The sequence below is a fragment of the Sphingomicrobium sediminis genome (assembly GCF_023805295.1).
Lineage (GTDB): Bacteria > Pseudomonadota > Alphaproteobacteria > Sphingomonadales > Sphingomonadaceae > Sphingomicrobium > Sphingomicrobium sediminis.
Window position 1 is genome coordinate 120,973 of record NZ_JAMSHT010000001.1, and the last position, 12,724, is coordinate 133,696.

16 protein-coding genes are annotated in these 12,724 nt (G+C 62.7%); 1 reads left to right on the forward strand and 15 read right to left on the reverse strand.

Annotated elements, in window-relative coordinates; translation table 11 throughout:
• Window positions 1-2: 2 nt before the first annotated feature.
• The 15 genes from NDO55_RS00550 to NDO55_RS00620 form a co-directional block, all read right to left on the reverse strand.
• The gene (locus NDO55_RS00550) at window positions 3-425 is read right to left on the reverse strand and encodes a Fur family transcriptional regulator (RefSeq protein WP_252111387.1); all 423 of its coding nucleotides are present in this window, start codon (window positions 423-425) and stop codon (window positions 3-5) included.
• 82 nt (window positions 426-507) lie between these two features.
• Window positions 508-930, reverse strand: coding sequence for a Ros/MucR family transcriptional regulator (locus tag NDO55_RS00555; protein WP_252111389.1), 423 nt, complete (start codon window positions 928-930; stop codon window positions 508-510).
• An 85-nt stretch (window positions 931-1,015) separates the two neighbouring features.
• A complete protein-coding gene (locus NDO55_RS00560) occupies window positions 1,016-1,513 on the reverse strand; it encodes a GNAT family N-acetyltransferase (protein WP_252111392.1) in 498 nt (165 codons plus the stop codon).
• A gap of 2 nt (window positions 1,514-1,515) precedes the next feature.
• Window positions 1,516-2,136 (reverse strand): tRNA (adenosine(37)-N6)-threonylcarbamoyltransferase complex dimerization subunit type 1 TsaB, encoded by a 621-nt coding sequence (gene tsaB / locus NDO55_RS00565; protein ID WP_252111396.1) that lies wholly within the window; start codon window positions 2,134-2,136, stop codon window positions 1,516-1,518.
• Between the two features lie 99 nt (window positions 2,137-2,235).
• Window positions 2,236-2,814 (reverse strand): NifU family protein, encoded by a 579-nt coding sequence (locus NDO55_RS00570; protein WP_252111398.1) that lies wholly within the window; start codon window positions 2,812-2,814, stop codon window positions 2,236-2,238.
• Between the two features lie 31 nt (window positions 2,815-2,845).
• Window positions 2,846-3,745 (reverse strand): 3-hydroxyisobutyrate dehydrogenase, encoded by a 900-nt coding sequence (gene mmsB, locus NDO55_RS00575; RefSeq protein WP_252115486.1) that lies wholly within the window; start codon window positions 3,743-3,745, stop codon window positions 2,846-2,848.
• Window positions 3,746-3,767: 22 nt separating this feature from the next.
• A complete protein-coding gene (locus NDO55_RS00580) occupies window positions 3,768-4,544 on the reverse strand; it encodes an enoyl-CoA hydratase (RefSeq protein ID WP_252111400.1) in 777 nt (258 codons plus the stop codon).
• Complete coding sequence (locus NDO55_RS00585; RefSeq protein ID WP_252111402.1) at window positions 4,541-5,599, reverse strand: enoyl-CoA hydratase/isomerase family protein; 1,059 nt, start codon at window positions 5,597-5,599, stop codon at window positions 4,541-4,543. Before NDO55_RS00585 ends, NDO55_RS00580 begins: the two co-directional genes overlap by 4 nt.
• A complete protein-coding gene (locus tag NDO55_RS00590; RefSeq protein WP_252111404.1) occupies window positions 5,600-5,749 on the reverse strand; it encodes a hypothetical protein in 150 nt (49 codons plus the stop codon). It abuts the gene before it with no gap.
• Window positions 5,746-6,888 (reverse strand): acyl-CoA dehydrogenase family protein, encoded by a 1,143-nt coding sequence (locus tag NDO55_RS00595; RefSeq protein ID WP_252111405.1) that lies wholly within the window; start codon window positions 6,886-6,888, stop codon window positions 5,746-5,748. The genes NDO55_RS00590 and NDO55_RS00595 overlap by 4 nt, the downstream gene beginning before the upstream one ends.
• Window positions 6,889-6,930: 42 nt before the next feature.
• The gene (locus NDO55_RS00600; RefSeq protein ID WP_252111407.1) at window positions 6,931-7,347 is read right to left on the reverse strand and encodes a hypothetical protein; all 417 of its coding nucleotides are present in this window, start codon (window positions 7,345-7,347) and stop codon (window positions 6,931-6,933) included.
• The gene (locus tag NDO55_RS00605) at window positions 7,337-8,347 is read right to left on the reverse strand and encodes an amidohydrolase family protein (protein WP_252111409.1); all 1,011 of its coding nucleotides are present in this window, start codon (window positions 8,345-8,347) and stop codon (window positions 7,337-7,339) included. The genes NDO55_RS00600 and NDO55_RS00605 overlap by 11 nt, the downstream gene beginning before the upstream one ends.
• Window positions 8,348-8,350: 3 nt before the next feature.
• The gene (locus tag NDO55_RS00610; protein WP_252111411.1) at window positions 8,351-8,737 is read right to left on the reverse strand and encodes a RidA family protein; all 387 of its coding nucleotides are present in this window, start codon (window positions 8,735-8,737) and stop codon (window positions 8,351-8,353) included.
• Window positions 8,727-9,638, reverse strand: coding sequence for a polysaccharide deacetylase family protein (locus tag NDO55_RS00615; RefSeq protein ID WP_252111413.1), 912 nt, complete (start codon window positions 9,636-9,638; stop codon window positions 8,727-8,729). The genes NDO55_RS00610 and NDO55_RS00615 overlap by 11 nt, the downstream gene beginning before the upstream one ends.
• An 88-nt stretch (window positions 9,639-9,726) precedes the next feature.
• Window positions 9,727-11,226 carry a CoA-acylating methylmalonate-semialdehyde dehydrogenase gene (locus NDO55_RS00620; protein ID WP_252111415.1) on the reverse strand — a complete coding sequence of 500 codons (1,500 nt, stop codon included), beginning with the start codon at window positions 11,224-11,226 and terminating at the stop codon, window positions 9,727-9,729.
• Window positions 11,227-11,595: 369 nt separating this feature from the next.
• On the opposite strand from NDO55_RS00620, the gene NDO55_RS00625 reads away from it, so the two are divergent.
• On the forward strand, window positions 11,596-12,675 hold the full coding sequence (locus NDO55_RS00625; RefSeq protein WP_252111417.1) for a S8 family serine peptidase: 1,080 nt from the start codon (window positions 11,596-11,598) through the stop codon (window positions 12,673-12,675).
• Window positions 12,676-12,724 lie beyond the last annotated feature (49 nt).

The window sequence follows — 12,724 nt, forward strand, 5'->3', positions numbered from 1 at the left end:
GCCTATTTGTCGCGATTGAGCGCGACGCCGTACAATTCCATGCGATGGTCGACGAGGCGGTAGCCCAGTTTCTCGGCGATACGGCGCTGCAATTCTTCCAGCTCGTCATCGACGAATTCGACAACCTCGCCGGATTCTACGTCGATCAGATGGTCGTGATGCGCGTCCGAAGCGGCTTCGTAGCGCGAGCGGCCGTCACCGAATTCGTGGCGCTCCAGAATGCCCGCTTCCTCGAACAGGCGGACCGTCCGGTAGACGGTCGCGATCGAGATATTGGCATCGATGGCCGAGGCGCGCTCGTGCAGCATTTCCACATCGGGATGGTCGTCGCTTTCGCTGAGGACCTTGGCGATGATGCGGCGCTGCTCGGTAATGCGCAGCCCTTTTTCGGCGCAAATGGCTTCGATATCGATCTTGCGGGACATGTTGGTCAGGTAGCGACAAGGCGCGCCAAAGAAAAGGGCGACGCGCACGAAAAAGGCGCGTCACCCCAATCTAAACAATCCACTACTTGCGCTTGCCGCGCTTTGCCTTGGTGCCGAGCCCGATCTTCTTGGCGAGCTTGCGGCGCTGTTCGGCATAATTGGGCGCCACCATCGGGTAATCAGGCGAGAGGCCCCATTTCTGGCGATAGTCGTCAGGCGTCATGTTGTAGTGTGTCATGAGGTGACGCTTGAGCATCTTCAGCTTCTTCCCGTCTTCGAGGCAGACGATGAAGTCGGGCTTGATCGACGAGCGGATCGGCACCGCCGGTACCGGCTTCTCTTCCTCCTTCGAGGCCGAGCCATGCAGCTTGGCGAGCGAACCGTGCACATTCTCGATCAGTTGGGGGACGTCGCCGACGGCGACGACATTGTTGCTGAGATGCGCCGCGACGATGTCAGCGGTCAGCGTGATGAGGGTTTCATCACGAAGTTGATTGTCATCCATTTCCGAGTCTTTCCGAGCAATGTTCTAATTCTATGCAAGTAACGAGTCGGGGTTACTCGCATGATAACCAGTCGGCAAGGGGCGGTTATTGGGCGCTATTTGCCATAAGAACATAGGTTAGTGCGTCGTGACGTTCGCCTTCGATGCCCGAATAATAGTCGCGGCGTCTTCCGGCGACGTGGAAACCGGCATGTTCGTAGAGGAACGTCGCACTATTGCCGTCGCGCACTTCGAGATGCAGTCGCTGTGCTTTGTCGGCGATGCTCCGGGCAATGAAATGATCGAGCAGGGCATGGCCGATGCCGAGCCCCTGCGCGTCCGGATGCACGGCAAGGAGGAGGAGTTCGCTATCCTCGAGGATGGTGCGCCACAGCGCAAAGCCCTGAACGGTATCGTCATCGCCCGAATGGGCGAGCGCCAGCGACACGCCGCGCATCGGCATGATCCCGGCACATTGCGAGCGAGTCCAGGCTTCGCCGAAATGCGGGTCGAAAGCCGACGTCATCACCTCCATCACCGCATCGAGATTGTCGAAGCCGCCGCTTTCGATGATCGTCTCGCGCGGAGTTGGGTGGGTGGCCATGGTCAGGCGGCCTTGGGTTTGGCGTCTGGCGGGCGCACGTAAAGCGGCGCGGGGGGCAGGCGGCGAAGTTCTTGGGTGAGCAGGATCGCATCGGCGGCGACGGGGTCGGAGACAATGACTTCGCTGCCCTGGCATCCGGCGTCGGCCAAAGCGGCTGCGGCCGGGCCAGTGATGATCGGTCGGGCATGTTTGCTGGCGGCGTCGGCGGGCGGCAGGCTTTCGGCATCGCCAATCGGATGCGGATGGCGTCCTTCGAAACCCTGCACGAACAATTCGCCATGGCCGCCTTGCATGGCGACGGTGATGTCGCCGGCCGTCTTGGCATCGCGCCGCGCAGCAGCGGCCATCAACGTCATCGAGGAGAAACCGTGCACCGGAACGTGCCAGCCGATCGCAAGGCCCTGCGCGGCCGCGATGCCGACGCGGATTCCGGTGAAACTGCCCGGGCCGACCGAGACGAGAATTTCGGTGGGGACGTGATCGCCCAATAGTTCCTCGATGATGGGAACGAGGCGTTCGGCATGGCCGCGACCAATCTTGACCGCGCGTGCGTCGACGATGTCGCCATTGGCGAACAATGCAGCGCTACACATGGCCGTCGACGTCTCGATCGCAAGGATCATCGCCAAGCCTTTCGTTTCGGCCCCGCCCCGAGTCGGCATGGGGACATTTTTCGCGGAAAAGCGCAACCCTCAGCGGGTCCCGCCTAAGGGAAGAAAAAGTCAGACGGCTTCGACGCTGACCACTTCGGGGACGTAATGCTTGATGAGTCCCTCAATGCCGTTCTTCAGCGTGATGGTCGAAGAGGGGCAGCCCGAGCAGGCACCCTGCAGCTGGAGGAAGACATGGCCTTCCTTGTAGCCGCGATAGACGATGTCGCCGCCATCCTGCGCCACGGCGGGGCGAACGCGGGTCTCGATCAGCTCCTTGATCTGGTCGATAATGTCGGCATCGGCCGGATCATCCTCGAACTGGACGTCGCTGTCGGGGGCGACATCGATATCCGCCGCGCTGCCCGGTTTGAACAGCGGGGTCTCGGTGAGGAAGTGATCCATGAGGATCTGCAGGACTTCGGGCTCCAACTGAGTCCATTCGACGCTCGGCGCAGCGCTCACGGACACGAAGTCACGGCCGAAATAGACGCCGTCCACCATGCCAGTGTTGAAGATCGCTTCGGCTAGCGGGCTCGCCTCGGCGCTTTCGGGCGTCGGGAAGTCGCGTCCGCCGCTTTCCATGACAGTACGGCCCGGGAGGAATTTGCGGGTCGAGGGATTCGGCGTTTTTTCGGTCTGGATCAGCATGGGCGCGATGTGGGCCTTAAATCCGACCGATTCAACCCTTTTTGGCTTCCCAGCTATCCTCGATCATCTGGATGATGCCAGAGAAATCGACCCCGCCGCCGCCAAGGTCGACGAAGCGCTGGTAAAGCTCTTCGGCTTCACCGCCCATGGGGGTGTAGGCGTCGTTGTTGCGCGCCGCCTCCATGGCAAGCTTCAGGTCCTTAAGCATGAGCGCGCTCGCAAAGCCGCCCTGATAGTCGCGATCGGCGGGCGTTTCGGGGCCGACGCCGGGGACGGGGCAATAGCTGGTCATCGACCAGCTCTGGCCCGAAGCCTGCGATGAGATGTCGTAGAATTTCTGGAGGTCGAGGCCCAATGCCTTGGCGAGCGCGAAGGTCTCGCAAGTGGCGACCATGGTCGCGCCGAGCAGCATGTTGTTGCAGATCTTGGCGGCCTGGCCCGCGCCGGCATCGCCGGCATGGATGACGGCCTTGCCCATGGCATCGAGGATCACTTCGGCGCGCTTGAAACCATCTTCGGTGCCGCCGACCATGAAAGTCAGCGTGCCGCCATCGGCCGCGGCGATGCCGCCCGACACCGGCGCATCGACCATGGTGAGACCGGCGTCGGCAGCCTTGGCGGCGACATCGCGCGCGGTCGCAACGTCGATGGTCGAACAGTCGATCAGGATGGCCGACTTGTCGGCATTGGGAATGACGCTCTCGGCGTAGACGGCAGCGACATGCTTGCCCGCCGGGAGCATGGTAACGATGGCTTCGGCGCCGGTGACGGCGGCAACCGCATCGTCGACAGTGGTGCAGCCATTGTCGCGGGCGCGGGCAAGCGCGTCTTCGCTAAGGTCGAAGGCCATGACTTCATGCCCCGCCTTCACGAGGTTCGCGGCCATCCCGCCGCCCATGTTTCCGAGCCCAATGAATGCGACTTTTGCCATCATGCCTCTCCCAAAGCGTTGATTACTTGCCGGTCCAGTTGCCCGGGCGTTTCTCGACGAAGGCGGTCATGCCTTCTTTCTGGTCGTGCGTCCCGAACAGGCCGTGGAACAGGCGGCGTTCAAAATTGATGCCTTCGGCGAGCGTCATTTCATAGGCCGCATTGACCATTTCCTTGTTCGCCATCGCGGCGAGCGGGGCCATGCCGGCGATCGTCTCGGCGGTCTTCAGCGCTTCTTCGAGCATGGTGTCGGCAGGGACGACCTTGGCGACGAGGCCTGAGCTGAGCGCCTCCTCAGCACCCATCATCTCGCCGGTCAGGCACATATGCATGGCCTTGGCCTTGCCGATGGCGTGAGTGAGGCGCTGCGAACCGCCCATGCCCGGCGTGACGCCAAGCTTGATTTCGGGCTGGCCAAACTTGGCGCTGTCCGCGGCAATTATGAAATCGGCCATCATCGCGACTTCGCAGCCACCGCCCAGCGCATAGCCGGCGACCGCAGCGATCCATGGCTTGCGGGTCGCGGTGACCTGCTCCCAACCCGCAAAGAAGTTGGAGCGGTACATGTCGGCGAAGCTCTGGTCCTGCATCTCCTTGATGTCGGCACCAGCCGCGAAGGCTTTATCCGACCCGGTGAGGACGAGGCAGCGCTGGCTGTCATCGGCGTCGTAGGCCGCGAAGGCCTGCTGCAATTCGCCGAGGACCTGGCTGTTCAAGGCGTTGAGGGCCTTGGGGCGATTCAAGGTGACCAGCGTCACCGCGCCTTTCTGCTCGACCAGGATCGTTTCGAATTCGCTCATGATTGGGTCTCCGGGAAGGGGGTCCAGGCCTCGCTATCGGGCAGCGGGGCGAATAGGGCATCGACCATCTCGTCGCTGACGCCCTGCGGCGTGGCGGGGTCGAACTTGGGCTCGTTATCCTTGTCGACGAGCAGGGCGCGCACGCCCTCGATGAAGTCGTGTGTCTTCACGACATTGCAGGCCAGCGCATATTCGTGGCGCATCTCGTCGGCGAAGTCCTCGCGCTCCGCACCTTCGCGAACGAGGCGGAGCGATACTTTGAGGCTCAAGGGCGACTTGGTGCCGATCGTATCGCGCTCGGCATCCGACCATTCGCTTTCGCCATTTTCGAGGCTCTCGCAGATTTCCTCGACGGTGCCATGCTGGAAATGCTTGGCAATGCGCAGCAGGTTTTCCTCGATCCGCGCTTCGGGCGGGGTCGAGGAGGCGTTGCCGAGCGCGCCCTGGAGGCGGGCCGGTTGCGCGACGATGCGCTCTTTCAACTCTTCAAGGTCCGCAGTCGCCACATAGTGCGTGGCAAGGCCGAGATAATGGCATTCCGCGCCGTCGAGGCGGGCGCCGGTCAGCGCCATGAATTCGCCGACGCTGCCGGGCAGGCGCGAGAGATAGCGACCACCGCCGACATCGGGGAACAGGCCGATCCCGGTCTCGGGCATGGCAAGGCGCGTATTCTCGGTCGCGACGCGATAGGTGCAGGGCATCGAGATGCCGACGCCGCCGCCCATCGTGATGCCGTCCATGAAGGCCACGACCGGCTTGGGATAGGTGAACAGCAAATGGTTGAGGCGATATTCGGCATGGAAGAAAGCCGCGGCCGCCTTGCCGTCGGTCTTGCCGCTTTCATAAAGCGCGATGACGTCGCCGCCTGCGCAGAAGCCGCGCCCTTCGGCATGGTCGATCATGACGGCGTCGATATCGTCGTCGGCCATCCACTCGAGCAAAGCGCCGCTCATCGCGACGCACATTTCGTGGGTCAGCGCATGGATCGCCTTGGGGCGGTTGAGACGCAATCGGCCGAGCCGGCCCTCGCGCTCGATAATGACTTGGTCGGTCACTCAGATGTCCTTGTCGTCGGGCGGGCTCATGCGTTCGAGGAGCCTTACGATCTTACGCCCGAAATAGATGGTCGAGATGGTCAGGATGAGGAGCAGGACGACGATGACGGAAACCCCGTCCAGTATGTCGCCGACCCACTGCTCGGTCACTGGCGCAGCATGTCGCGGCTGACGATCAGCCGCATGATCTGGTTGGTGCCCTCGAGGATCGAGTGGACGCGAAGGTCGCGCCAGAAACGCTCGATGGGATAGTCCTGGAGATAGCCATAGCCGCCATGCAGCTGCAGCGCGCGGTCGACGACGCTGGAGCCGGTATCGGTGGCAAGGCGCTTGGCCATTGCCGCGAACTTGGTCTTGTCGGGCGCATTTTCGGTGACCTTCACCGCGGCGGTGTAGAGCAGCACGCGTGCAGCCTGAAGCTCGGTTTCCATGTCGGCCAGCATGAACTGGGTGTTCTGGAAATCGGCGATGGCCTTGCCGAATTGCGAACGTTCCTTGGTGTAGGCGATCGCTTCGTCGAGGCAGCGCTGCGCCCCGCCGAGCGAACAGGCACCGATATTGAGGCGCCCGCCGTCGAGTCCCATCATGGCGATGCGGAAGCCTTCGCCTTCGCCGCCAAGACGGTTGGAGACGGGTACGCGCACGCCGTCGAAATTGACCTGCCGCGTCGGCTGCGAATGCCAGCCCAATTTCTTCTCGTTGGCGCCGAAACTGACGCCTTCCATGTCCTTTTCGATGACCAGGGCGGTGATGCCCTTGGGACCCGGCTCGCCGGTGCGGGTCATGACGACATAGACTTCGTTTTCGCCCGCGCCCGAAATGAAGGCCTTGCTGCCCGAGACGACATAATGGTCGCCGTCGAGAACCGCCTTGGTCTTGAGCGCCGCAGCGTCCGACCCGCTCGACGGTTCGGTGAGGCAATAGCTCGCCATCCGCTCCATCGGGATGAGGTCGGGCAGATATTTGTCCTTCAAAGCCTGGTCGCCGAAACGGTCGATCATCCAGGCGGCCATGTTGTGGATCGAGATAAAGGCGCTGGTCGACGGGCAGCCATAGGCCATGGCTTCCATGATCAATGCCGCCTCTAGACGGCCAAGGCCGATGCCGCCGCTCTCCTCGGACACGTAGATGGAGCCGAAACCGAGTTCGGCGGCCTGCCGGATCGTGTCCTTGGGGAAGATATGCTCTTCATCCCACTTGCCCGCATGGGGCGTGATCTCGTCGGCAGTGAATTTCTGCGCCATTTCGAAGATCTGGCGCTGATCGTCTGTCAGGTCATACTGGCTCATGGCGCTGCCCCTAGCACCGTAGAGCCGAGGCGGCCAAGGCCTTTAGGCGCAGCGTCGATAGACGGTGCGCATGGATCGATCATCGGGCCAGCGAATGAGCGCGTCGCCATCGAAGCGGATCGTTTCCAGCGACTGGTCGGACGCGGAGAAGGTGAAGGTGGTGTCGTCGACGATTTCGGACAGTGTTTTCAGCTCGCCGCGATAGGCGATGCCGACATCCGCAACCTCGATATATTCGGTCATGTAGCGATTGTCGGGATCGCAATCGGCGGCGCTTACGCCATAGCGGCCTTCGTAGGCGGCGAGAGCGGATCGGTCCGATAGATCGTTGATGCTGTCGTCCATGACGATGGCGACGGTGCCGTCATAGCCGATCGTCCCGCCTTCATCCTCGCCCGGCAATTCCTGGCAGGCGGCAAGGCAGAGCAACAAAGGCAGGGCGGTCCAACTAGCGGCCATGATGACGGGCAATGTCCTCTTCGCTGAGCCGCAGGAAACGCGCGGCATTGTTGTAGAAGATGTCGCGTTTTTGCGCTTCGGTCAAAAAGTCCGCCTTTTCGATGGTCTCGATGGCGACGGGGATCACGTCGGGGTACCAGAGCGAGTCCGACCCATACATGATGCGCTTGCCGAACCCGGCATCGACAAGGCGCTTCAGCTGGAAATGGAATTCCGCGCGCGGTGTCATCCAGTTCTGGGCGGCTATATCGACATAGAGTTGAGGATGCGCCTTGAGCATGGCCATCATCTCGTCGAGCATCGGTAGGCCAGCATGCATGACGTAGACGCGCAGGCTCGGATATTTGCGCAGCAGCGGGTCGAGGTCGAGCGGATTACCGAAGGCCGGGCTGTAGAGCGGTTCCGGGATGGTGTGCGTCGCGCCCGGCGCGGTTTCGCCCAAATGGATTCCGACCGGAATGTCGAGCCGCGCGGCGAGGGCGAAATATTTGTCGAGCCGCTCGTCCGTCGCGAGGATTTGCTCATATTGCGGATCGACCTCGGCAAAGAGCTGAACAGTGTCGGCCTCGGCCAGAGCCTCCAACTTGGCGATCAGGGTTTCATCGTCCCAATCGGCGCGCGCGAGGTCGTGAAAGTCGATGGCGATCCAGAGGCGCTCGCCCATTGCGGCCTGCCATGCTTCGGCCATGGCCAGGCTGCTTTCGACGTCGCCTTGCGTGATGTCGAGCACGCCCCAGAGATTATATTGTTCGAAATAGGCACGATGCGCCGAGATGGTGGCGGCAAGGTCTGTGGCCGGCGCTACCGGATCGGGACATGTCGCCGCCTTCTGCAACGTCATCCCGTCCGCCGGATCTAGCCCCGGATATTCCAGCGGCCCGGCATTTGTACAGACCGTCGCGAAGGGCGGAATGCCGGTAGGGTCCGAGGCATGGAGGTGGATATCGATGATGGGGAGCGGCTGTGCCGCAGCCAGTGCAGCGGCCATCGATACGAGCATGACTTAGTCCCCTACTTGCGCTTCAACCTCTATTTCTACGCGCCATTCCTCGCGGAGCAAGGCAGCCACGACGACCATCGTGGCGGCAGGGCGGACCTCGCCGAAAAATTCCGCGTGGACCTTACCGATGGAGTCGGCGTCGGCCGTGTCGGTGATGTACATTCGGGTGCGGACCGTGTCGGCGATCGTGCCGCCCAGTTCCTCGATGGCCCTTTGCGCGATCGTGAAGCAGCGGCGCGTCTGTTCGGCAGCGCCGCCTGGTGTGGAGGTGCCGTCTTCCTCGACCGGGCCGGTGCCGGCGACGAGGATGCGGTTGCCTTTGCGGACTGCGCGGCTGAAGCCGTATAGAGCTTCGTAGGGCGAGGTGCCGGATGCGCGCTCAATCGTCATGGCGGATCACCCTTTCTTCGAACAGCCGCTCGAGTACTTTTTCGTCAGTACGCTCATGCACGAGAATGCGCGGGCTCGCGCCGTTCACATGCGCGATGGCGGCAACGCGGCCCGAGCCCAAAAACCAGGTGTCGGGCTCGAAATCGAACAACGGGTCGGCATAGGCCTCGTCAGCAGTGACGATTTCCCACCCCGCCTCGCGATATTGGTCGACCAGCGTGCCGAGGCAGTTGGCGGCAATGTCGGTCTCGTGAAGCAGCAACATGTGCGCGGGCGAGCGGCCCATTTGCTCCTGCGCGATAGTATCGAAATGCTCGGAGGTCATGACCAGCGTTTCGGCATAGAGATCGCACAAGGCTGCCATGTCGATGCTACGCCCTTCGCGCTTGGCGGCATTGGCAAGGCTGTCCAATGACCAGTCGTAATTGTCGATGGTGACATAGCCGACGCGCAACTCGCGCTCGGCGAGCGCCGCGCGCACGGCGTCGCGTTTCTCAAGGTCGCGGCGGCCATGGTCGAGGAATGGATAGCGATACCAGGGACGATAGCCTTCGCGTCCGCGCAACCAGTCCGCGGCCTTGTCGATATCGGCGATATAGTCGGTCGTGTCGGTGCGGTGCAGCCATTGGTGCGACCAGCTATGATTGGCGATGACGTGGCCTGCCGCGACGAAGGCGTCGATACGCGCTTCGCCGTCGGGGGCATTTTCGATGCGGCCCGGATTGACGAAAAAGACGGCCTGCTCGACGCCTGCCTCGTCCATCGCCGCGATCAGCCGTTGCGTGCGCTCTTCGGGCGTGAAGAAGGCGCCGGCATGCCGCGGCGTATCATCGAAGCTGAAGGCAACGCGTTTGGGCTCGATGTCCGCGAGCGTCATCGCGGCAATAAGCGAAAAGATCATAGCGTCCCCCTCATTCGGGAGACGCTATGGATCATGTCAAAGCCTGTCTAGCGACCCTGGGATTGACTGGTCGCATGTGCGATACAGCTCAGCCCATCGTGGGAATGACGAAGGCTTCCTTGTGATCGCCCGCAGCCGTGCCGTCGGGCCAGCGCTGGGTGACCTTCTTGCCCTTGGTCCAGAACTTGATGCCGTCGGGGCCGTGCTGGTCGATGTCGCCGAAGCCCGAGCGCTTCCAGCCGCCGAACGTGTGGTAGCTGACCGGGACCGGGATTGGCACGTTGACGCCGACCATGCCGACATTGACCCGCGCCGCGAATTCACGCGCGGCGTGGCCGTTGCGGGTAAAGATGGCGACGCCGTTGCCATATTGATGGTCGCTCGGCAGGCGCACGGCCTCCTCGAAACTGTCGGCGCGGACCATCTGGAGGACAGGGCCGAAAATCTCTTCCTTGTAGCTCTCCATTTCGGGCTTCACATGGTCGAACAGGGTGGGGCCGACGAACCAGCCGTCGGTGCCCTGCAGTTCGAGCCCGCGGCCGTCGACGACCAGCTCGGCACCTTCATCGGCGCATTTGGCGATCCAGTTCTCGACCGACTGCTTGTGCTGCTCGGTCACGACCGGGCCGTAATGAGCATCGGGGTCGGTCGAGACGCCGACGCGCAGGCCCTTGATGGCGGGGATGAGCTTTTCGCGCAGGCGCTCGGCCGTGTCTTCGCCGACGGGGACGACGACCGGCAGCGCCATGCAGCGCTCGCCAGCCGAGCCGAAGGCTGCGCCGGTGAGATCGTTCACCACCTGATCGAGATCGGCGTCAGGCAGGACCACGCCATGGTTCTTGGCGCCGCCGAAGGCCTGGACGCGCTTTCCATTCGCGGTGCCGCCCGAATAGATGTACTGGGCGATTGGGCTCGAGCCGACGAAGCTGATGCCCTTGATGTCGGGATGCTCAATGATGGCATCGACCATTTCCTTGTCGCCATGGACGACATTGAGGATGCCGTCGGGCAGCCCCGCTTCCTTCATCAGTTCGGCAAGGCGCATGGGGACGCTGGGGTCTTTTTCGCTGGGCTTGAGGATGAAAGCGTTGCCGACCGCGATGGCGGGGCCGAACATCCACATCGGGATCATGGCCGGGAAGTTGAACGGCGTGATGCCCGCGCCAATGCCGAGTGGCTGGCGCATCGAATAGACGTCGATGCCGGGGCCTGCGCCCTGCGTGTAGTCGCCCTTGAGGAGATGCGGGATACCGCAGCAAAATTCGATGACGTCGAGACCGCGCTGCACGTCGCCCTTGGCGTCGGCGATGACCTTGCCATGCTCGCTTGAGAGGAGCTCGGCGAGCTCGTCCATATGCGCTTCGACCAGTTCCTTATATTTGAACATGACGCGGGCGCGCTTCTGCGGGTTGGTCGCGGCCCAGGCTGGCTGGGCGGCCTTGGCAGCTTCGACGGCCTTGTTCAGCTCGGCCATGCCGGCGAGGCCGACCTCGGCCTGCTGCTTGCCTTCGCTGGGATTGAAGATGGGGTGCTTGCGGCTGCCTGCGGAAACGTGGCTGCCGTTGATGAAATGATCGACGCTGCGCATGATGATGGTTCGCTCCTGACGAATGGTTGGCCGCTGGTTAGCGCCCGCATGCCGACTTGGAAAGTGGCGCATCGACCGGCGGGGGCCAGCGCCCGATGCGATGCAATTGCGGGACGGGTCGTTTCGCCGCCGTCCCATTAAGATACGCTTCGTATCCGCAACGTAACCGAAATTGCAGCTAATTTGTCACAGCCGCCAACTCATTGCGATTATTGACTCATATGTCAGCCCGGCGACTTGACGTTCGCCGATACCGCCTAAAGGCTGCCGTCTCCGGGGGCGGTACGTGGGGTTCCGCCTCCAACTCTTTTCGGAGGACGGAACTTGAAGAAAATTGCGTATTTGGCTGCCGCCGTTTCGGCAGTCTCGATGGCCAGTGCGGCCCATGCCGCGCCCAAGACCCAGCCGATTGCGGGTCAGTATGTCTGCCAGTTCGATGCATCGGTTGCGCCGGGCAATGTGCGTGCGGAAGCTGCACGTGCGGCCAACCCGTCGGGCGGCAAATTGCTCTTCACTTATGCGGACTCCATTCGTGGCTTTGCGGTCAAGATGCCGGCCGGCGCCAGCGTGCGCGCTGACATCGCCAACCTGCGCGCCAACAACGCCAACATCGCCTCGTGCGAACAGGACCTCGAAATCACGCTCAACGTCGCACCGCCGACGGGCAAGGGTCCCAAGGGTGGCGGTAGCGATCCGGCGCAGGACGTCGATTGGGGCGTTCAAGTCGTCGGCTCCGGCGCGCCTATCTCGGGCCGTACTGCGTATGTCATCGACAGCGGTGTCGACCTTGACCACCCGGACCTCAACGTTGTTGGCGCTGGCTTCTACTCGGTAGGCCGCAACGCTGACGACCAGAACGGCCATGGCACGCACGTCGCAGGCACGATCGGTGCCGTCGACAATGCTATCGGCTTCAAGGGCGTCGCCCCCGGCGCGCCGATCGTTGCGGTGCGCGTGCTCGACCGTCGCGGTTCGGGTTCGACCTCGGGCGTGATTGCCGGCGTCAACTGGGTCGCGGCCAATGCCTCGCCCGGCGACGTTGCCAATATGAGCCTTGGCGGCGGCATCTCGACCAGCCTCGACGATGCGGTGAAGGCTGCTGCGGCCAAGGGCATCAAGATGGTCCTCGCCGCCGGTAACGAATCGCGCGATGCGGGCACCAGCAGCCCGGCGCGCGCCGAAGGCCCCAACATCTTCACCATCAGCGCGGTCGATTCGAACAATCGCCTTGCCAGCTTCTCCAACTATGGTTCGGTCGTCGATTATGCCGAGCCGGGCGTCGGCATTGCCTCGACCTACAAGGATGGCGGCTATGCGCGCCTGTCGGGCACCTCGATGGCGGCCCCGCATGCGGCTGGCATTCTGATGACCCAAGGCACGATCTCGAATGGCGGTGCGATCACTGACACGTCGGGTGACGGCAAGGTCGAACAGCTTGGCGTGCGCTAGGGACGGATCCTAGCGGTTCGCCGCAAGAGGGAAGGGCTGCCCGGTCGAA